Origin of the sequence: Sphingomonas sp. PAMC 26605, from assembly GCF_000241485.1 — a bacterium.
Taxonomy (GTDB): domain Bacteria; phylum Pseudomonadota; class Alphaproteobacteria; order Sphingomonadales; family Sphingomonadaceae; genus Sphingomonas.
On record NZ_JH584241.1, the window covers coordinates 2,698,572 to 2,717,355 of the forward strand.

Annotated in this window: 19 protein-coding genes and 1 other RNA gene; 18 read left to right on the plus strand and 2 right to left on the minus strand. The window is 68.3% G+C overall.

The genetic code is table 11. The features are described from left to right. Positions 1 to 97 precede the first annotated feature (97 nt). Complete coding sequence (locus tag RH90_RS12630; protein WP_029625285.1) at positions 98 to 1,345, minus strand: type III PLP-dependent enzyme; 1,248 nt, start codon at positions 1,343 to 1,345, stop codon at positions 98 to 100. A gap of 139 nt (positions 1,346 to 1,484) precedes the next feature. Between RH90_RS12630 and RH90_RS12635 the strand changes: the two genes are divergently transcribed. The 3 genes from RH90_RS12635 (at position 1,485) to RH90_RS12645 (ending at position 3,560) form a co-directional block, all read left to right on the plus strand. After that, positions 1,485 to 2,453, plus strand: coding sequence for a threonine ammonia-lyase (locus RH90_RS12635; protein WP_029625286.1), 969 nt, complete (start codon positions 1,485 to 1,487; stop codon positions 2,451 to 2,453). 66 nt (positions 2,454 to 2,519) lie between these two features. Then, complete coding sequence (locus RH90_RS23960; protein ID WP_029625287.1) at positions 2,520 to 2,687, plus strand: hypothetical protein; 168 nt, start codon at positions 2,520 to 2,522, stop codon at positions 2,685 to 2,687. Positions 2,688 to 2,936: 249 nt separating this feature from the next. Beyond that, positions 2,937 to 3,560, plus strand: a complete 624-nt coding sequence (locus RH90_RS12645; protein ID WP_010186069.1) for a rhomboid family intramembrane serine protease — start codon at positions 2,937 to 2,939, stop codon at positions 3,558 to 3,560. Positions 3,561 to 3,892: 332 nt separating this feature from the next. On the opposite strand, the gene RH90_RS12650 is transcribed toward RH90_RS12645, so the two are convergent. Continuing rightward, the gene (locus tag RH90_RS12650) at positions 3,893 to 4,549 is read right to left on the minus strand and encodes an alpha/beta hydrolase (protein ID WP_010186070.1); all 657 of its coding nucleotides are present in this window, start codon (positions 4,547 to 4,549) and stop codon (positions 3,893 to 3,895) included. Between the two features lie 42 nt (positions 4,550 to 4,591). On the opposite strand from RH90_RS12650, the gene RH90_RS12655 reads away from it, so the two are divergent. The 15 genes from RH90_RS12655 (at position 4,592) to addB (ending at position 18,689) form a co-directional block, all read left to right on the plus strand. Further along, positions 4,592 to 5,749 (plus strand): aminotransferase class V-fold PLP-dependent enzyme, encoded by a 1,158-nt coding sequence (locus RH90_RS12655; RefSeq protein WP_010186071.1) that lies wholly within the window; start codon positions 4,592 to 4,594, stop codon positions 5,747 to 5,749. Next, complete coding sequence (locus tag RH90_RS12660; RefSeq protein ID WP_029625289.1) at positions 5,746 to 6,957, plus strand: cysteine desulfurase family protein; 1,212 nt, start codon at positions 5,746 to 5,748, stop codon at positions 6,955 to 6,957. Before RH90_RS12655 ends, RH90_RS12660 begins: the two co-directional genes overlap by 4 nt. Beyond that, on the plus strand, positions 6,954 to 7,286 hold the full coding sequence (locus RH90_RS12665) for a 2Fe-2S iron-sulfur cluster-binding protein (RefSeq protein WP_010186074.1): 333 nt from the start codon (positions 6,954 to 6,956) through the stop codon (positions 7,284 to 7,286). Before RH90_RS12660 ends, RH90_RS12665 begins: the two co-directional genes overlap by 4 nt. Positions 7,287 to 7,331: 45 nt before the next feature. Next, positions 7,332 to 7,544, plus strand: a complete 213-nt coding sequence (locus RH90_RS12670; protein WP_010186075.1) for a hypothetical protein — start codon at positions 7,332 to 7,334, stop codon at positions 7,542 to 7,544. A 65-nt stretch (positions 7,545 to 7,609) separates the two neighbouring features. Next, positions 7,610 to 7,707: signal recognition particle sRNA small type (ffs, locus tag RH90_RS22625), an RNA gene on the plus strand. A 206-nt stretch (positions 7,708 to 7,913) separates the two neighbouring features. Next, positions 7,914 to 8,270 (plus strand): hypothetical protein, encoded by a 357-nt coding sequence (locus tag RH90_RS12675; protein ID WP_198283407.1) that lies wholly within the window; start codon positions 7,914 to 7,916, stop codon positions 8,268 to 8,270. Between the two features lie 54 nt (positions 8,271 to 8,324). Then, on the plus strand, positions 8,325 to 9,992 hold the full coding sequence (locus tag RH90_RS12680) for a DNA polymerase III subunit gamma/tau (protein WP_010186077.1): 1,668 nt from the start codon (positions 8,325 to 8,327) through the stop codon (positions 9,990 to 9,992). After that, positions 9,989 to 10,312 carry a YbaB/EbfC family nucleoid-associated protein gene (locus RH90_RS12685; protein WP_010186078.1) on the plus strand — a complete coding sequence of 108 codons (324 nt, stop codon included), beginning with the start codon at positions 9,989 to 9,991 and terminating at the stop codon, positions 10,310 to 10,312. The genes RH90_RS12680 and RH90_RS12685 overlap by 4 nt, the downstream gene beginning before the upstream one ends. A 281-nt stretch (positions 10,313 to 10,593) precedes the next feature. Next, positions 10,594 to 12,945, plus strand: a complete 2,352-nt coding sequence (locus tag RH90_RS12690) for a sensor histidine kinase (protein WP_029625290.1) — start codon at positions 10,594 to 10,596, stop codon at positions 12,943 to 12,945. Positions 12,946 to 12,996: 51 nt separating this feature from the next. After that, on the plus strand, positions 12,997 to 13,245 hold the full coding sequence (locus RH90_RS12695; RefSeq protein WP_010186080.1) for a type II toxin-antitoxin system CcdA family antitoxin: 249 nt from the start codon (positions 12,997 to 12,999) through the stop codon (positions 13,243 to 13,245). Then, on the plus strand, positions 13,245 to 13,544 hold the full coding sequence (locus tag RH90_RS12700; protein WP_010186081.1) for a CcdB family protein: 300 nt from the start codon (positions 13,245 to 13,247) through the stop codon (positions 13,542 to 13,544). Before RH90_RS12695 ends, RH90_RS12700 begins: the two co-directional genes overlap by 1 nt. A 1-nt stretch (position 13,545) precedes the next feature. Further along, complete coding sequence (tsaE, locus tag RH90_RS12705; protein WP_010186082.1) at positions 13,546 to 13,986, plus strand: tRNA (adenosine(37)-N6)-threonylcarbamoyltransferase complex ATPase subunit type 1 TsaE; 441 nt, start codon at positions 13,546 to 13,548, stop codon at positions 13,984 to 13,986. Next, on the plus strand, positions 13,983 to 14,978 hold the full coding sequence (locus tag RH90_RS12710) for an aminoglycoside phosphotransferase family protein (RefSeq protein WP_010186084.1): 996 nt from the start codon (positions 13,983 to 13,985) through the stop codon (positions 14,976 to 14,978). The genes tsaE and RH90_RS12710 overlap by 4 nt, the downstream gene beginning before the upstream one ends. Next, on the plus strand, positions 14,975 to 15,736 hold the full coding sequence (locus RH90_RS12715) for a nucleotidyltransferase family protein (protein WP_010186085.1): 762 nt from the start codon (positions 14,975 to 14,977) through the stop codon (positions 15,734 to 15,736). Before RH90_RS12710 ends, RH90_RS12715 begins: the two co-directional genes overlap by 4 nt. Next, positions 15,729 to 18,689: a double-strand break repair protein AddB gene (gene addB, locus RH90_RS12720; RefSeq protein ID WP_010186086.1), complete on the plus strand. Its 2,961-nt coding sequence runs from the start codon at positions 15,729 to 15,731 to the stop codon at positions 18,687 to 18,689. The genes RH90_RS12715 and addB overlap by 8 nt, the downstream gene beginning before the upstream one ends. The last annotated feature ends 95 nt before the right edge of the window (positions 18,690 to 18,784 follow it).

Genomic DNA, 18,784 nt, shown 5'->3' on the forward strand with positions numbered 1-18,784 from the left:
CCCGCTTGCCGCGAGCGTTGTATCTGGAAGTGAGCGCGAGCCCACCCCAACCCTCCCGCAAGCGGGAGGGGGGAAGAAGGGCGATACGGTAGCGCTGTTACAGCGTGACGACGTTCGAAGCGACCTCTGGCTGCTCTTCGCCGTAGATCTCTTCGCCGTACAGCGACACCATCGGCTCGTCGCCGACGATCACCGTCTCGTCCGAGCCGAAGCCGTTGAACGCGGTGCGCATCGCCGAACCATAGGCGCCGAGCATACCGATCTCGAGATAGTCGCCGGCCTTCACATCGGCAGGGAGGTAGAACGGCCCCACCATATGGTCCATGTCGTCGCAGGTCGGGCCGTAGAAGCTGAACGGCATGTCCTTCGAGCGGCTCTCGGGCTCGCGCAGCAGCTCGACCGGGAAACGCCAGCCGATATGCGCCGCATCGAACAGCGCGCCGTACGCACCGTCGTTGATGTAGAGCTCGTCGCCGCGACGCTTTTCGACGCGCACCACGATCGAGCTGTACTCGGCGCACAAAGCACGGCCGGGCTCGCACCACAGCTCGGACGAATAGCTGACCGGCAGCGATTCGAACACGCGGTGGATCGTCTCGAAATAGCGCTCGAGCGGAGGTGGCTCCATCCCCGGATAGGAGGACGGGAAGCCACCGCCGACGTCGATCACGTCGACCGTCACCGCCGCATCGACGATCGCCGCGCGGACGCGCTCCATCGCATTCGAATAGGCTTCGGGCGTCATCGCTTGCGAGCCGACATGGAAGCAGATGCCGAGCGCATCGGCCGCCTGACGAGCGCGGAACAGCAGTTCCTTGGTCTCGCCCGGCGCCGCGCCGAACTTTGACGCGAGGCTCAGCTTGCTATGCTCCGACGAGACCCGGAGGCGAACGCACAGCGTCAAATCCTCGGCGCCATCGGTCGCGTCGACGATCTTCTCGAGCTCTTCCACGCTATCGAGAGAGAAGGTCTTCACGCCATAGTCGAAATAGGCCGAGCGGATCGCTTCGGGCGCCTTGACCGGGTGCATGAAGCACAGGGTCGCGTCGGGCAGCGTGGACGCCACCAGCCGCACCTCGGCGATCGAGGCCACGTCGTAATGCGTGATTCCGCTGTCCCACAGGATCTTCAACAGATCCGGCGAGGGGTTCGCCTTGACCGCATACATCGAGCGACCCGGGAACTTCTCCGCGAAGAACCGGGCCGCACGCGCAGCAGCGTGCGGACGAACGAGCGTAACCGGCTGAACCGGCTTCTGCTTAGCGATGTCGATGCCCCCACCCATAACGGGTCCGGCAGTCGAAGGGGTGGTCGCTAACCCCAGCGCGCGATGTAGATTGTGCAATTCAAGGGACCTCCAATGTCCGCAGACAAGTTCACGAAAACACTGCCTTGCGGTTGGAAGTCCCATGGGGCAGCGGATGGGCGAAATAGGGTCGTGCTTTTGCAATGTAAAGCGGTTTTGGACCCGCCGGAGATGATACGTGACAATTTTAAGACAGCCGACCCGCGCAGGCGTCCGTGATGCGGCCGCAAAGGTCGCCGCGGTGGTCCCGGCGACACCGCTCTTCAGCGTGGAAATTCAAGGCGTTGCGGTCGCTTTCAAGGCGGAGAATTTGCAGCCGATCGGCGCGTTCAAACTGCGGGGTGCGTGGCACCGATTGACCGCGATCGAGCCCGATTTGCGCAGCAGAGGGGTGGTCGCTTTCTCCTCGGGGAATCATGCGCAGGGCGTCGCCTGGGCGGCGAAGCGGCTCGGCATGCCGGCGACGATCGTGATGCCCGCCGATGCGCCCAGGGCGAAGCGCGAGGGTACGCTCGCGCTCGGGGCGGAAGTGGTCAGCTACGACCGCGCGACCGAGAGCCGCGAGAAGATCGCGGCGCGGCTCGCCGGGGCGCGGGGCGCGGTGCTGGTGCCGAGCTTCGACGATCCTTGGGTGATCGAGGGGCAGGGCAGCGCCGGGATCGAGGCGGCGGCGCAGATGGTGGCGGCGGGGTTGGGAAGCGCGACTCGGCTGGTGGTGCCATGTGGCGGGGGCGGATTGGCAGCGGGCCTTGCGCTGGCGCTGCCCGACGCCGCGGTGACGGTGGTCGAGCCCGAGGGCTGGGACGACATGCGCCGTTCGCTCGAGGCGGGATGGATCGAGCCGGTCGGCGAGTCGCCGCCGCCGACGGCGTGCGATGCGTTGCAGACGCCGCGTGTGTCGGACCTGACCTTCGACGTGCTGTCGCGCCGCGGCGCGACCGGGGTGGCGGTGAGCGAAGCGCAGATTCGCAGCGCACAGCGCTGGGCGGCGGAACGCCTGCGGCTGGTGGTCGAGCCGGGCGGAGCGGTGGCGCTGGCGGCGGTGCTCGCCGGCCGGGTGAAGGTCGAGCCGGGGCTGCTGGTGATCCTGTCGGGCGGGAACGTCGATCTTGCCGCTTATGGTGCGGTATTGGCGGGGACGGACTGATCTTCGTCCGATCAGGAAGCTTTGGTTACGCTCGACTTGGGCGGCGCCGGGCGGCTAGGGTTTGGCATGACCTCCGTTGAAGGCCTTGCGCCCGCTCTTGCCATGCTTGCCGCGTTCGCCTGCCTGATCGGCGGTGGCGTGCTGATCGCCAGGCGTAGCGACGTGCGCAAGGGCGTGCTGATGCTGGTGATGGCGGCGGTGCTGGTCGGCAACGTCTTCATCTGGACGCTGTAGGCCGCTGCGCGTCGGTCGTGCGACGAACCGTGCGACGGTTGACTCGATTGACCCCAAGACGTGATGTTTGCATCGCCGATCGTTTCCGTTTCGGTGCTGATGCAACAGTGCAGATCCGACGATGTCAAAGAGCGGCGCATGATATACCATAGTGGCGTCTTGTAGGACAGAGCTAGGTCGGCTCACGACCAATTGCGGACATTCATGGCTCCCGCTAGCGCGACTGTGATTAGCTATGGGGTCCGAACTATGAAGTGGTTTACGTCCCCATTGCTGCTCTGGGCGGTCAGCCTCGTGGCGGTATGGTGCGCAATGGCCTTCGCTTTGCATCAGTCGGTCTGGGGTCAGCAGAGTTCACGCGATCTAATGGTCTTCGGCGCGATCAAAGGCGAGTATTTCGATTGGACCCAAGGCTGGAAGCTTGTCGCATCGCAGTGGCTTCATGTGAAAGCGCCACACATGCTGCTCAACGCCTTTGTGATTGGCGGCGTTGGTTTAGCCGTAGAGGCACGCTGGGGCCGGGTCCTGCCGGGCGTAATCGCACTGATAGGCGGAACTCTAACTCAGGCGCTTTTAGTGATCCTCGAACCGCGCGAATTTATATCCGGTGCGTCACAGGCTTATATGGCGTTATGTGGATTTGCGCTGGTCGCAGGAGGGGTTAGTCGTGTTGGCCTCGGTTTGGCATGGATAGGGCTACTGATAGGCATCGCGATCGATGTCTATATCAGTAGCCACGGGCAAATTAAGGTTGGCCACTTCTTCCCAATTATTTTCGGTATTGCTTCGGGTGTGATCGCCAAGGCGCAATCGAAATCGCGATTCGATGATCGAGCAAAAGGCGGTTCGGGCTTTGCAAAGCCTCTCGATTAAATGTCCGCGCTCCACCCAGAATAGGACGTAGCCATTACCGTCGCCCCGGCGAAAGCCGGGGCCTCAAGAGGGCTTGGCGGACGGCGGGGCACCAGGCTTGAAGACCCGGCTTTCGCTGGGGCGACGGTCATGGGTTACGGTGCTTGCCGCCGATTCGCGCGGTTCAGCCCGGTCCGTCGTCAAAAACGGCCAATGCCCGGTTTTCGTCATTCCCGCGTAGCCGGGAATCCATCAGCACTGGCCGGCCTGTCCTGCGCAGTCGGCCAGTATGGATCCCCGCCTTCGTCGGGATGACGGACAGCTTCCAACGCCCCCGCCGATCGTCAGCCGCCTCAGCGGATCGGCGAGTTCGGGTCGAGCCGCATGTCGAGATACTTGTCCACCGAGCCCATCAGCTGCGGCATTTCATGCTCGAAGAAATGGTTCGCCTTGGGAATCGTGTCGTGGTGGATCGTGATGTGTTTCTGCGTGCGCAGCTTGTCGACCAGCTTCTGCGTCGCGAGCGGCGGGGAGACTTCGTCATTCTCGGCCTGGATGATGATGCCGCTCGCCGGGCACGGCGCGAGGAAGGTGAAGTCGTACATGTTCGCCGGCGGCGCGACCGAGATGAAACCGCGGATCTCGGGGCGGCGCATCAGCAGCTGCATGCCGATCCAAGCGCCGAAGCTGACGCCCGCGATCCAGGTGGTCTGCGCCTCGGGATGGAAGCTCTGCACCCAGTCGAGCGCCGACGCCGCGTCGGACAATTCGCCCACGCCGTTGTCGAACGTGCCTTGGCTCTTGCCGACGCCGCGGAAGTTGAAGCGCAGCGTCGCGAAGCCGCGGCGCTGGAAGGTCTTGTAGAGCTCCATCACGATATGGTTGTTCATCGTGCCGCCGGCCTGCGGATGGGTGTGGAGAATCATCGCGACGGGCGCGCGCGGGCGGGGGCCGGGGACGAAACGACCTTCGAGACGACCATCGGGGCCGGGGAAAATGACTTCTGGCATCGGACCTGCTGACTATCAAATGTGAGATGCGGCCTATGGGATATGGGCGCAAAGCGTTGCGCGCTATATAGCCATGACCCTGCTTTCCGCAATCATAACGGAGCCGACCCGCTTTTGACCGCCCCCCCGACCACCCGCCTCTATCTCGATCACGCGGCGACCACGCCGATGCTGCCCACCGCGATCGCGGCGGTGGCGGCGGGGATGCGGGGCTGGGCGAACCCATCCTCGCCGCATGCCGAAGGGCGTGCCGCGCGGGCGGCGCTCGAGGGCGCGCGGGCGCGGATCGCCGCGCCCTATGGCTGGCGTGGCGAGACGATCCTGACCAGCGGGGCGAGCGAGGCGCTGGCGATCGCGCTCGGGCGCGGGGTCGCGGCGCGGCGGCTGATCTCGGCGGTCGAACATGATGCGGTGATCCGCGCGGGCGCGGATGCGGGGGTCGTTCCGGTCGATGCGCGGGGCCTGATCGATCTCGCGGCGCTCGCGGCGATGCTCGATGGCACGCGCGCGATCGTCGGCGTGCAATGGTGCAACAGCGAGACCGGCGTGCGCCAGCCGATCGGCGAAATCGCCGCGATCGTCCATGGCGCGGGGTCGCTGCTGCTGGTCGATGGCGCGCAGATGCCGGCGAGCGCGGCGGCGGACGTGGTCGAGCATGCCGATTTCCTCGCGATATCGGCGCACAAGCGCGGCGGCCCGCCGGGGATCGGGGCGCTGCTGGTGCGCGATGTGGCGAAGCTCAGTCCGACCGGTGGGCAGGAGCGGGGGTATCGTGGCGGGACCGAGAATGTCCCCGCCGCGCTTGGTTTCGCGGCAGCCCTGGGCGAGCCCGAAGACGTTGCGGCGATGGGACCGCTCCGCGCGAAACTCGACGATGCGATCGCGCGGTCGGGCGGACAGGTCGTTGCGGCAGACGCACCGCGCCATCCGGCGATCGGGGCGTATCGCATGCCGGGGCTGGCGGCGGCGACGCAGCTGATCCGCTTCGACATGGCGGGGATCGCGGTGTCGGCAGGGAGCGCGTGTTCGTCGGGGAGCATGAAGCCGAGCCATGTGCTCGGCGCGATGGGGTGGAGCGTGGAGGCGTCGCGCGAAGTGGTGCGCGTCAGTTTCGGGCGATCGACGTGCGAGGCCGATGTCGACCGCTTCGTCGCCGAATGGCGCAGCGTCGCGCGCTCGGCACGGGCGTTCGCGGCATGACCTATCTCGATTATCAGGCGACGACGCCGCTTGCGCCCGAGGCGTTCGAGGCGATGCTGCCGTGGCTGCGCGACCAGCACGCCAACCCGCATTCGGCGCATGCCGCGGGGCGCAAGGCCAGGGCGATGGTCGAGCATGCGCGCGGGCAAGTCGCGGCGTTGCTGCCGCCGGGGGGCAGCGTGGCGTTCACCAGCGGCGCGACCGAGGCGCTCAACTGGGCGATCAAGGGAACGCAAGGGCCGATCGTCACGATCGCGACCGAACATGCCGCCGTGCTCGACACCGTCGCGGCCGAGCGGGCGCGCGGAAGTGTCGTGACCATCCTGCCGGTCGGGGCGGACGGACTGGTCGATCTCGACGTCGCGCGCGCGGCGATCGGGCCGGGAACGGGGCTCGTCGCGGCGATGCTGGTCAATAACGAGATCGGCGTCGTCCAGCCGATCGCCGCGCTCGCCGAGATCGCGCATGGCGTCGGCGCGCTGATGCTATGCGATGCGGTGCAGGGTCTCGGCCGCGTGGCGATCCCGCCGGGGTGCGATCTCGTCGCGCTTTCGGCGCACAAGGTTTATGGTCCCAAGGGCATCGGCGCGCTGTGGATCCGCAAGGGTGTGGAGCTCGCGCCCTTGCTGCACGGCGGCGGGCAGGAAGCCGGGGGGCGGTCGGGCACGCTGTCGCCCGCGCTGTGCGCAGGGTTTGGCGAAGCGGCGCGGCTGTTGCAGCTGCGCGAGGGCTCTGACGCGCGCCATGTCGAACGCCTGTGGGATGTGGCGGCGGACCGACTGGGGCTTTCGCCTCCCCTCCCTGAAAGGGAGGGGCCGGGGGTGGGTCGGTATGAGGAGAGAACCGCCGCTGCCACGGGCCGACCCACCCCTAACCCCTCCCTTCCAGGGAGGGGGGGATGGGTGCTCAATGGCGATCGTTCGCGGCGCTATCGCGGCAATCTCAACATCCGCCGCGATGGGCTCGACGTCGCGCGGCTGACTTCCGAGCTGCGCGACATCGCCTTTTCGGCAGGGTCTGCGTGTGCCAGCGGCTCGGGCCGCTCGAGCCATGCCCTGCGCGCGGTCGGGCTCTCCGAAGCGCAGGCGCGGTCGAGTATCCGGCTGGGCTTTGGTCGCTACACGACCGAGGCCGAGCTGACCGCGGCGATCGACCGGATCGTGGCGGCGGCCGATGCGCAATCGATCGCAGGAGGGATCGCGGCATGACGCGGGTACGCTTCATCGGAGTCGACGGGACGCTGCGCGAAGTCGATGCCGCGCCCGGCGCGCGGCTGCTCGAAGTGGCACAAGCCGATGGTCAGCCGCTCGAAGGAACATGCGAGGGACAGATGGCGTGCTCGACCTGCCACGTCATCGTCGCGGCCGAGGATTTCGGCAAACTGCCGCCGCCAAGCGAGGATGAGGAGGACATGCTCGACCTTGCTGCCGGCGCTACGCGGACGAGTCGGCTCGCCTGTCAAATCGTGCTGGACAATGATTTAAATCAATTAACCGTGCGGATACCGGGCGAAGTTCGGAACATGCAGGGGCGCTGATCATTACGCTCGCGTACCACGAAGGTACGATCCGGGAGACACATCATGAAAATCGCAGCCCTCATCTCGGCCGGCCTGATCGCCGCCGCCGCGCTCGTTCCGGCCGCCGCCAGCGCGCAGATCCGCCACGATCGCGTCGTGACGCGCAGCGTCCATAGCGAGCGGCACGGCTTCAACCGCCATCGCACGCGCAAGGTCTGCACGATGCGCTATCGCAACCATCACCGCGTACGCGTCTGCCGCACCGTCCGCTCCTAAGCGGAGCCGACGAGCCCGTTTTCGTAAGCGGGCTTGATCCCGCCGCCCGACGCCGCCATATGCGCCGCGGGAGTCGGGCGGACGGGGTCGTCGCCAACCTGGTCAGATCCGGAAGGAAGCAGCCACAACGATTTCGCTTCGGGTCGTTCCGGCTCCCACCGCGCCGCCGCGCCAGACTGCAGCAAGGCTGCAGCCCGCCACAGCGGCAAGCGCGGCCGGCGGCGCCAGCAGCGCCGTCCGACGACACGGCTTCGCCGGGTCGCTGCTCGATCGCCCGGTTTCCAGCTTCGAGCGGCCCCTCGGCAATGGAACGCAACCCGCCCTTCGATGATTGAAGTCGTATCGACCGATCGCGATCAAGGAACCGTCATGCGCCTTTTCCTCTCCTTCGCCGCCGCCGCGCTCGCGCTGACGGCCGCCACGGCCCCAGCAGATGCGCAACGTGGCCATCATGGCGGTGGCGGTTTCCACGGCGGCGGCGGGTATCGCGGCGGCGGCCATGGCTTCCACGGCGGTGGCTATGGCCGTGGCTATGATCACGGGTATCGCGGCGGCTATGGCGGCGGATACCATCACGGGTATCGCGGCGGCTATGGCGGCGGATACCATCACGGCTATTACGGCGGCGGATACGGCTATGGCTATCGTGGCGGCTATGGCGGGCGGCTCGATTGCGGGCGCTGGGTCTGGCATCGCTACGGGCGCCGCTGCCATCGCGTCTGGTAAGATCGCAGCGGTTACGGCTTCGACAAGCGAGCGCTTGCTGCCTACATAGGCGCCATGTCCGATTCCGCCGATCCCCTTTCGTTCGACCTTGGCTTACCGAGCACCGCCGCGAAGGACGCCTACCGCGTCCTCGCGCGCAAATACCGTCCGCAGACCTTCGGCGAGCTGATCGGGCAGGATGCGATGGTCACCACGCTCGGCAACGCGATCCGGCGAGGCAGGCTCGCGCATGCCTTCCTGCTGACCGGCGTGCGCGGGGTCGGCAAGACCTCGACCGCGCGGCTGCTGGCAAAGGCGCTCAACTGCATCGGGCCCGACGGCACCGGCGGCCCGACGATCGACCCGTGCGGCGTGTGCGAGCCGTGCGTCGGGATTGCCGAGGGGCGGCACATCGACGTGATCGAGATGGACGCCGCGAGCCATACCGGCGTCGACGACATGCGCGCGGTGATCGATGCATCGCGGATGACGGCGTTCGTCGCGCGCTACAAGATCTACATCATCGACGAAGTCCATATGCTGTCGAAGAACGCGTTCAACGCGCTCTTGAAGACGCTCGAGGAGCCCGCCGAGGGCGTCAAGTTCGTGCTCGCGACGACCGAGGTCAACAAGGTGCCGGTGACGGTGCTGTCGCGCTGCCAGCGCTTCGATCTGCGGCGGATCCCGGCGGAGAAGCTCGCCGAGCATTTCGCGCGGGTGTCGAAGGCCGAAGGGATCGAGGCCGAGCCCGAGGCGCTCGGGCTGATCGCACGTGCGGCGGAAGGGTCGGCGCGCGACGGGCTGTCGATCCTCGACCAGGCGATCGCGCATGCCGACATGGAGGGCGGGGCGGTGAGCTCGGCGGCGGTGCGCGACATGCTCGGCCTGTCCGACCGCGGCGCGATCCGCGACCTGATGGCGCTCCTGCTGGCGAGCGACGGGCCCGGCGCGCTGGCGGCATTGCGGCGGCAATACGATCTCGGCGTCGATCCGCTCGGCGTGCTGCGCGGGCTGCTGGAAACGGTTCACGCGACAACGCTCGTCAAGCTGGGTGCGACGCAGGAAGCGGGGCAGGCGACCGAGGAACGCGAGGCGCTGGTCGGCTGGGCCGAGACGCTGTCGTTCGCGGTACTCCACCGGCTGTGGCAATTGCTGCTCAAGGGCCATGACGAAGTCGCGCGCGCGGCGATGCCGATCGAGGCGTGCGAGATGGCGCTGTTGCGGCTGGTCCATGCCTCGAGCCTGCCCGACCCGGGCGAGCTTGCGCGGATGATCGCGGCGGGCGCACCGATGATGGCGGCGCCCGTTGCGCAGGCGCAGGCCACGCCCACGGCTGCCCCGGTCGCCGAGGCCAAGCTGCCGAGCACGATCGACGGAATCGTCGCGCTGCTCGAGGACGCGGGTGAACTCGCGCTCGCCTCGCGCGTGGTGCATCACGCCAGCGTGATCAGCATCGTCGAGGCCGAACTCGTGCTGAGCAACGCGCGGCCGCTGCCCGCCGATCTCGTCGGCGATCTCGGCGCGGCGCTCAAACAGCTGACGCGGCGCGCGTGGAAGATCACCACCTCGCCCAAACCGGGGGCGCCGACGTTGCGCGAGGCCGAAGCCGCCCAATATGATAGTTTCAAGGCCAGCATCCTGGCGAGCCCGATGATCGAAGCGGCGTTCGCGGCGTTCCCGGGGGCCGAGCTGCCCGAGACCGAAATCAAGAGCTTGCTCGAAAAAAGGAGACATACCGCATGAAGAGCATCGAAGACATCATGGCGATGGCGCAGAACGTCCAGGCCGAACTGACCAAGGCGCAGGACGGGCTCGACAAGATCGAGGTCGAGGGCGCCGCGGGCGGCGGGCTGGTCAAGGTCCGCGCTTCGGCCAAGGGGCGGATCATCGGGATCGAGATCGACCCCTCGCTGCTCCAGCCGAGCGAGAAGCAAATGGTCGAGGATCTCGTCGTCGCGGCGTTCAACGACGCCAAGGCGAAGGCCGACGCCGCCTCGGGCGCCGAGATGGCGAAGATGACGAGCGGCATTCCGCTGCCGCCGGGGTTCAAGCTGCCGTTCTGAGCGCGCGAGCGGGCATGGTGCGTTCCCAAGAGGTTTTGTAGCGGCCGTAAGTCTAACACCCGTCACCCCAGTGAAAGCTGGGGTCTCCACGCGGCACGGGCGTCCCCTTGCCATAAGGAGATCCCAGCTTTCGCTGGGATGACGGGCCGTCGCACCAAACCGGCGCGCGTGCCCCGCCGTCTCCGCTGGGCAGGAGGGGTGTCGGCCACCAGTGCTTTTATTGCGTGCGTCGCCGCAGCGGGGCTTGGGAATGCCGCGGCGCCCCGCTACCGTGACCGGCGATGACAGCGCTTGGCGAGGGTACAGCAATCATAAGCGGCATCGTGCTGGCGATCCTGATCGGCGGCGCGGTGTGGGCGTTGTACGGCGGCTTGCGCGCGCGACGCGACGCGGCCGACGCGTTCGCGACCAACGGTAGGCTTGAGGCGATGCTCGCCTCGGCGCCGGCGCTGGCGATGATCGTGCGCGCCGATGGCCGGCTCGACTGTCCCAAGCGGCTCGCGGACTGGCTCGGCTTCACGACGGCGCCGCGTTATCTCGATGATCTCGCGCAGGCCGACGCCGGTCTCACGCCCGATGACGCCGCCGCGCTCGCGGCCGACGTGGCCGCGGCGCAGAAATCGGGTCGCGGCTTCTCGCGTACCGTGCGGGCGCAAGGCTCCGACCGTGCGCTGATGATCCGCGGCGGTCGTGCGGCGCGCGAGGTTCAGGCGCCGGGCGGCGTCATCCTGTGGGTGTTCGACGCGACCGAGAGCGCGGGCGAAATCGTCCGGCTCGGCGAGGCGGTCACCTATGCGACGACGCTGTACGAGGAGTTGAGCGGCGTGATCCAGGCCGCGCCGATGCCGATGTGGTATCGCGGCGCCGATCTCCGTCTCGCCATGGTCAACTCACATTATGTCGATGCGGTCGACGGGGCGTCGGCCGAAGATGTCATCGCGCGCGGCGTCGAACTCGTCGAGGGATCGGGCATGGGCGGTCCGCTCGCCAACGCCGTGCGCGCACGCGACGCGCAGGCGGTGCAGAGTCAGGCGATGCCCGCGACGATTCATGGCGAGCGGCGGATGCTGCGCGTCTATGACGCGCCGCTGTCGACCGGCGGGGTCGCGGGCTTCGCGGTCGATATCGAGGACCTCGAACAGGCGCGCGCGCGGCTCAAGCGCTTCGACGATGCGCAGCGCGCGATGCTCGACCGGCTATCGGCGGGGGTGGTGCAGTTCGCCGCGGATCGTTCGCTCGTCTTCTGCAACCAGCCGTTCCGGCGGCTGTTCGCGATGAAGGGCGAATGGCTCGCCGATCGCCCCGAATTCGACCGCGTGCTCGAACGCATGCGCGAGACCAAGCGATTGCCCGAGGTGCGCGATTTCCCCGGCTGGAAGGCCGAGCGGCGCGACTGGTTCCTGGCGGGCGGCGGCGAGGAGGAGGAATGGCATCTGCCCGGTGGCGTCCATCTCCGCGTCGTCGCGCAGCCGCTGCCCGATGGCGGGCTGCTGCTGATCTTCGAGGACCGCACCGAAGAAGTCCAGCTCGCCAGCGCGCGCGACACGCTGCTGCGCGTGCGCACCGCGATCTTCGAGAATCTGCACGAGGCGCTCGGTGTTTTCGCCGCCGACGGTCGGCTGCAATTGTGGAACAACAAGTTCCGCACCGTCTGGGGCTTCGACGAGGCGTTCCTCGCGACGCATCCGCGCGTCGATGCGCTCGCCGAGCGCGCCGCGCGGCAATTGTCCAATCCCGAGCGAGCGGTGCTGATCAGCGATCTGGTGCGCGCGGCGACGGTCGAGCGGCAGCAGCGCGGCGGGCGGGTGGCGTTCGCCGACGGGCGGCATTTCGAATTCGCTGCTGTTCCGCTGCCCGACGGCAACGGGCTGTTCACGATGCTCGACATTTCCGACAGCTGCCGGATCGAGACCGCGCTCCGCGACCGCAACGAGGCGCTCGAGGCCGCCGACCGGATCAAGACCGCGTTCGTCGCGACGATGAGCTATGAGTTGCGCACGCCGCTGACTTCGATCAGCGGTTTTGCGGAGATGCTGCATGAGGGCTATGCCGGCAAGCTCAGCAAGGCGGCGGTGGGCTATGTCGGGGCGATCCTCGAATCGGTCGAGCGCTTGGGGATGCTGGTCGACGAAGTGCTCGATCTGACGCAGGCCGAAGGGCGCAGTCCCGCGCTGGAGATGCACCCGGTCGCGCTCGGACCGATTGCCCGCGCCGCCGCCGATCTGGTCGCGCCGCTCGCAATCAAGCGCAAGCTCGATTTCGCGGTCGAGATCCTGCCCTCGACCGGCGAGATTTCGGGGGACGCGAAGCGCTTGCAGCAAGTCGTCGAGCATCTGCTGCGCCACGCCGTGGCGGGAACGCCCGAGGGCGGTCGCATTCTGCTCCACGTCGATGGGGCTGCCGATGGCGCGCGGATCGTCGTGTCGGATGATGGCGCGGGGATGAGCGCGCAAGCCGTTGCGCGCGCGTTCGATCGCTTCGGCCAGCCCGGCATCACGCGCGATGGCGAGCGTGCGCTGGGGCTCGGCCTGCCGCTCGCGAAGCAATTCGTCGAGGCGCATGGCGGGACGATCGAATTGGTGTCCGAACCGGGGCAGGGGACGCTGATCACCGTCAGCGTGCCGCGTCGTTAGCGTTGTCCTTCGGCCGGGATGCGCATATCGTATGCGCATAGGAGGTTTCCGATGTCCCGAGTCCGTGAAGATCGCGCCGCGTTTCGACGTCCGACCAATCTGTCGCTCGACGAGCAACTGGTCGCGGATGCGAAGGCGCTCGGAATCAATGTCTCACGTGCATGCGAAGTCGGGCTGGATGCCGAAATCCGGGCAGAGCGCAATCGCCGCTGGAAAGAAGAAAATCGTGAAGCGACTGCGGCCTGGGCGGAGTATGTCGAGACATACGGCCTACCGCTCGAGCGGTATCGTCAGTTCTGATGGCGCGCTTCGATGTCTATCGAACGCGGGATTTCGACGAGGTTGTTCTCGATTGCCAGGCCGACGTCCTCGACGACCTGCCGACGCGCTTCGTGGTTCCGCTTGTCCCCGCGGCGCGGATCGGCCGTATCTACGAGCGGCTGAACCCCGTTCTCTCCGTCTCGGACGGCGACTATGTGATGGCGACGCAATATGCGGCCACGGTTCCAGTCAAGCACCTCGGGAAACGCATCGGAGCACTTTCCACCGAGCAGGCCGCCATCATGAATGCGCTCGACATGCTGCTGACGGGCTATTGAGATGATCCTCGCCGATCCGCAGGCGAGCGAAGCGCTCGGCGCGCGCCTCGCCGCGGTCGTCGCGCCGGGCGACGTCGTCACGCTGTCGGGGACCCTCGGCGCTGGCAAGACGAGCATCGCGCGGGGGGTTCTCGCCGCGCTCGGGCTGGTCGGCGAGGCGCCGTCGCCGAGCTTCGCGATCGTTCAGCCCTATGCGCCGCCCGAAGTGCGGCTGCCCGTGCTGCACGTCGACCTCTACCGGATCGCGGACCCCGACGAGATCGAGGAACTCGGGCTCGACGAGGCGGCGGGCGATTCGGTGCTGCTGGTCGAATGGCCCGAGCGCGCGCCCGGCTGGTGGCCCGAGGCGCTCGCGCTGGCGCTCGAGATGCTCCCCGACGGCAGCCGCCGCTTGACAGCCAGCGTACCCGCTGGCTGGAGGGCGCGATGGCAGCAGATATGATTCCACCCCCCGCCGCGGCCGCATTTCTGGCCGCTCATGGCTGGGGCGGCGCGGCGGTCCTTCCGGTCGCGGGCGATGCGTCGTTCCGGCGGTATTTTCGCGTGCTCGATGGTGCGCGCAGCGCGATCCTGATGGACGCGCCGCCACCGCACGAAGATCCGCGCGGCTTCATCGCGGTCGCGCGCTGGCTGAGCGAGCATGGCTTCGCCGCACCGACGATCGAGGCGACCGATCTCGAGCAGGGGCTGGTGCTGCTCGAGGATTTCGGCGACGTGCGAATGCGCGAGACGGTCGATGCCGATGCCGCGCAGGGGCCCGCGCTCTATGCCACCGCAATCGACATGCTGGTGCGGCTCCACGCGCTGCCTGCCGCGCCGGTGCCGCCGTATGACCGTGCGGTGCTCCACCGCGAGGCGAACCTGCTGACCGAATGGTATTGCCCCACGGTCGGCGTCGCGCCCGACCAGGCGGCGTATGATGCGGTATGGGACGCGGTGTTCGATCACGCCCTGGCGCGGCCGGGCGTTACCGTGCTGCGCGACTATCATGCCGAGAATTTGATGCTGCTCCCCGGGGGGACCCCCGAGCGCGCGCTCGGCCTGCTTGATTTCCAGGATGCGCTGGTCGGGCATCCGGCCTATGATCTCGTTTCGCTGCTGCAGGATGCGCGCCGCGACGTCGATGAAAGCGTGGAGGCCGAAATGCTGGCGCGATACAAGGCGGCGATCGGGGGCGGGGCGGACGCGGCGTTCGACACCGCCTATCACGTGCTCGGCGCGCAGCGGAACGCGAAGATCATCGGCATCTTCACGCGGCTGTGGCAGCGCGACGGCAAGCCGCGCTACGCCGCTTTGTGCCCGCGCGTGTGGCGCTATCTCGAGCGCGACCTTGCGCATCCCGCGCTCGCGCCGGTCAAAGCGTGGTTCGACGCGACGCTCCCGCCCGAGCTGCGCGGCGACCCGACGCTCGTTCGGCAGGACGCACCGGCATGATCCGCCCCAAGCGTACGCTGCATCTGCGGCCCGACACCAACGCTCCCGTCCCCACCACCGCGATGGTGATGGCGGCAGGGCTCGGCACGCGGATGCGGCCGCTCTCGGCGATGCGGCCCAAGCCGCTGATCCAGATCGCGGGGACGACCTTTATCGACCATGTGCTCGACCATCTGCGCGCGGCTGGGGTGACGAAGATCGTCGTCAACGCGCATTACATGGCCGACATGCTCGAGGCGCATCTCGCGGTGAATGCACACAGGCTCGAGGTGACGATCTCGGACGAGCGCGGACAATTGCTCGAGACCGGCGGCGGGCTCGTCAAGGCGCTGCCGCTGATCGACGCCGACCCGTTCCTGTGCGTCAACACCGACAATATCTGGCTCGACGGCCCGCTCGATTCGCTCAAACTCATGGCCGACGCGTGGGACGATGCGCGGATGGACGTGCTGATGCTGATGATCCCGCAGGCGCGCGCCAACCACAATGCCGGGCGCGGCGATTTCTATCTCGATCCGTTCGGGCGGATCGCGCGGCGCAAGTCGGGGCGCGTGGCGCCCTATGTCTGGACCGGGATCCAGATGCTGTCGAAGCGGCTGATCGTCGATCCGCCGAGCGACGCCTTCTCGACCAACGTCTTCTGGGACCGCGCGATCGCCTCGGGCCGGGCGTTCGGCATCGTCCATCAGGGGCTGTGGTTCGACGTCGGCACCCCGGCGGCGATCCCCAAGACCGAGGCGATGCTGACGGATGGCTGAGGGCCCCCGGCTCTTCACGATCCCCGCGCACCGCGCGTTCGCCGATGCGCTGGCGGCGGGGTTGATCCGACAGTTCGGGGGCGACGATCTCGGGCTCGCCAAGGGGCTCGTGCTGCTGCCCAACAACCGCGCCAAGCTCGCGCTGACCGACGCGTTCGTGCGCGCGAGTTCGGGCGGGTTGCTGTTGCCGCGGCTCGTCGCGATCGGCGACCCCGCGCTCGACGAGGCGATCGGTGCGGCGCTCGATCCGGCGGACGATCCCGATCCGGTGCCGCCCGCGGTCGCGCCGCTCGAACGGCGGATGATCCTCGCGCGGCTGGTCGCCGAGGAACGCGCAAAAGCTGGGTTGCCGGTCGATGCTGCGGAGGCGGTGCGGCTCGCGGGGGATCTCGCGCGCACGCTCGACCAGCTGCTGGTCGAGGAGATCGCGCCGCACCGGCTGCGCGGGATCGAGCTCAACGAGGCGATGTCGGCGCATTGGGAGCGCGCGCTCGCGCTGTTCGGGATCGTGCTCGATCGCTGGCCCGAGGAACTGCGCCGGATCGGCCGGATCGACGCGGCGGCGCGGCGTGGGCTGCTGTTCGAACGGCTGGCGACACGCTGGCGGTCCGCACCGCCCGAGGGGTTCATCTGCGCGGCCGGGGTGATCGACAGCGCGCCCGCGGTGGCGCGACTGCTGCGGTGTATCGCCGATAGCCCGCGTGGGATGGTCGTGCTCGCCGATCTCGGAACGGGGATGGACGAGGACGAGTGGCAGGCGCTCGGGCCGCATGCGCCCGACCCGGTGACGGGGCTCGCGCGGCGTTCGATCGAGACGCATCCGCAATTTCACCTGAAGCTGCTGCTCGAGCGGATGGGCGTTAACCGCAGCGAATTCCGCACCTGGCGCGACGGCAGCGACCATGACGCGACGGTCGCGCGCGGCAAGGCGGTGGCGAACGCGCTGTCGGTCGCAGACTATACCGCGCGCTGGACGACGCTCGGGTCCGAGCAGCGGCGCCTCGCGGGGATTTCCGCGGCCGAGCTCGCGACCCCCGGCGAGGAAGCGCAGGCGATCGCGCTTGCGCTGCGTCAGGCGCTCGAGCCGCAGGAAGGCGAGGCAATCGGCACGCGCACCGCGGCGCTGATCACGCCCGATCGCGGGCTTGCCCGCCGCGTGGCGGCGCACCTCCAGCGCTGGAACATCGCGGTCGATGATTCGGCGGGGCGGCCGCTGTCGATCCTGCCGCCGGGGACCTTGCTCAGCGCGCTCGCCGAGGCGGCGACGCAGCGCTTCGCGCCGCTCGCGTTGCTGACGCTGCTCAAGCATCCGCTGGTGCGGAACGGCGAGCCGCGCGCGGCGTGGCTGAGCGGCGTGCGCGCGCTCGACCGGGCGCTGCGCGGCCCGCGGCCGCCGGCGGGGCTGACGGGGATCGACGCGCAGCTGCGCGCGGCGCGGCACGCCGGGAAAGCGCTCGAATGGTGGCCCGAGGCGCGCGAGCTGCTCGCGCCGATCGAGCGTGTGTTCGACCGCCGGGCGCTGCCGCTCGGCGAGCTGCTCGAGGCGTTGCGGACGACGGCGCAGGCGCTGTGCGGCGACGCCGTGTGGTCCGGCCCCAATGGCCGCGCAGCTGCGGAGTTGTTGCGCGAGGCCGAGGCGCATGCGCCGCACGGGCCGCCAACGATCGATCCGGCAAGCCTTGCGCCGTTGCTCAAGACGCTGATGGACGAGGTCGCGGTGCGCTCGCGCCAGGGCGAGCATCCACGGCTCGCGATCTACGGGCTGATCGAGGCCCGGCTGCAGACCGCCGACATCATGATCCTTGGTGGGCTCAACGAAGGGACATGGCCCGGGCTGCCCGCACCCGATCCGTGGCTCGCGCCCCGGATCCGGATGGAATTGGGGCTGCCGGGGCTGGATCGCGGGGTCGGGCTCGCCGCGCACGATCTGGCGCAAGCGCTCGGCGCGCCGACCGCCTTGATCACGCGCGCGCGACGCGGGGGCACGCAGCCGTCGATCGCGTCGCGCTTCTGGCTGCGGCTCCAGGCGCTGGCGGGCGAGCGGTTCGAGCGCGCGTCGGCGCTCGAGGGCTGGGCACGCGCGCTCGACGACCCCGGCGTGCATGAGCCGGCCGAGCAGCCCGCGCCGGTGCCGCCGCCCGAGCGCCGGCCCGACAAGATCGCGGTGACCGATGTCGACCGGCTCAAGGCCGATCCTTACGCCTTCTACGCCAAGCGCATCCTCGGCCTCGCGCCGCTCGATCCGGTCGATGCCGATCCGAGCGCGGCGTGGCGCGGGACCGCGGTGCACGACATTCTCGAGCGCTGGGCGAAGGAGGATGGCTGCGCGCTCGACCGGCTGCATGCGCGCGCGCTCGCTATGTTCGAGGGCGCGCATCCGATGCAGCGCGCGCTGTGGAAGCCGCGACTGATGGAGGCGATCGACTGGATCGTCGCGCAGATGGGGCGCAATCTCGACGAGGGGCGGCAAGTGCTCGCGGTCGAGCAATCGGGGGCGGTGTCGCTCGCGAGGGTGATGCTGACGGGGAAGTTCGACCGGATCGACCGGTTGGCCGACGGGACGCTGGCGGTGATCGATTACAAGACCGGCAAGCCGCCTTCGCCGGCGGCGGTGCGCGAGGGGTTCAGTTTGCAATTGGGGCTGCTCGGGCTGATCGCCGAGCGCGGCGGGTTCGAGGCGATTGCCGGAAAGGCGCGCGGGTTCGAATATTGGTCGCTGTCGAAGAAGGGGGATGCGTTCGGGTACGTTACGTCACCGGTCGATGCGGCGGGGAAGGGCGGCAAGGTCTTGCCCGAGGATTTCACGGGTGTCGCGGAGCGGCACTTTAGCGCGGCGGCGGCGGACTGGTTGACGGGGATGCGCGCGTTCGAGGCGAAGCTGCATCCGGAGTACGCGCCCTATGCGGAATATGACCAGTTGATGCGGCGGGACGAATGGTATGGGCGTGAGTGAGTCCGGCGTACTTCCTAACCTTCTGACTCCCCTCCCTGGAAGGGAGGGGCCGGGGGTGGGTCGGCCCGTGGCTGGCGTGACGTTCCCATTGAGAG

What these genes read in the sequence shown, in the direction of transcription:
- RH90_RS12680 (WP_010186077.1), top strand. Translation starts at nt 8,325, where the DNA reads ATGTCCGATTCCGCCGATCCCCTTTCGTTCGACCTTGGCTTACCGAGC.
- RH90_RS12695 (WP_010186080.1), top strand. Translation starts at nt 12,997, where the DNA reads ATGTCCCGAGTCCGTGAAGATCGCGCCGCGTTTCGACGTCCGACCAAT.
- RH90_RS12645 (WP_010186069.1), top strand. Translation starts at nt 2,937, where the DNA reads ATGAAGTGGTTTACGTCCCCATTGCTGCTCTGGGCGGTCAGCCTCGTG.
- RH90_RS23960 (WP_029625287.1), top strand. Translation starts at nt 2,520, where the DNA reads ATGACCTCCGTTGAAGGCCTTGCGCCCGCTCTTGCCATGCTTGCCGCG.
- RH90_RS12700 (WP_010186081.1), top strand. Translation starts at nt 13,245, where the DNA reads ATGGCGCGCTTCGATGTCTATCGAACGCGGGATTTCGACGAGGTTGTT.
- RH90_RS12690 (WP_029625290.1), top strand. Translation starts at nt 10,594, where the DNA reads ATGACAGCGCTTGGCGAGGGTACAGCAATCATAAGCGGCATCGTGCTG.
- RH90_RS12715 (WP_010186085.1), top strand. Translation starts at nt 14,975, where the DNA reads ATGATCCGCCCCAAGCGTACGCTGCATCTGCGGCCCGACACCAACGCT.
- RH90_RS12670 (WP_010186075.1), top strand. Translation starts at nt 7,332, where the DNA reads ATGAAAATCGCAGCCCTCATCTCGGCCGGCCTGATCGCCGCCGCCGCG.
- RH90_RS12685 (WP_010186078.1), top strand. Translation starts at nt 9,989, where the DNA reads ATGAAGAGCATCGAAGACATCATGGCGATGGCGCAGAACGTCCAGGCC.
- RH90_RS12655 (WP_010186071.1), top strand. Translation starts at nt 4,592, where the DNA reads ATGGGCGCAAAGCGTTGCGCGCTATATAGCCATGACCCTGCTTTCCGC.
- RH90_RS12650 (WP_010186070.1), bottom strand. Translation starts at nt 4,549, where the DNA reads ATGCCAGAAGTCATTTTCCCCGGCCCCGATGGTCGTCTCGAAGGTCGT.
- RH90_RS12665 (WP_010186074.1), top strand. Translation starts at nt 6,954, where the DNA reads ATGACGCGGGTACGCTTCATCGGAGTCGACGGGACGCTGCGCGAAGTC.
- RH90_RS12660 (WP_029625289.1), top strand. Translation starts at nt 5,746, where the DNA reads ATGACCTATCTCGATTATCAGGCGACGACGCCGCTTGCGCCCGAGGCG.
- RH90_RS12710 (WP_010186084.1), top strand. Translation starts at nt 13,983, where the DNA reads ATGATTCCACCCCCCGCCGCGGCCGCATTTCTGGCCGCTCATGGCTGG.
- addB (WP_010186086.1), top strand. Translation starts at nt 15,729, where the DNA reads ATGGCTGAGGGCCCCCGGCTCTTCACGATCCCCGCGCACCGCGCGTTC.
- tsaE (WP_010186082.1), top strand. Translation starts at nt 13,546, where the DNA reads ATGATCCTCGCCGATCCGCAGGCGAGCGAAGCGCTCGGCGCGCGCCTC.
- RH90_RS12675 (WP_198283407.1), top strand. Translation starts at nt 7,914, where the DNA reads ATGCGCCTTTTCCTCTCCTTCGCCGCCGCCGCGCTCGCGCTGACGGCC.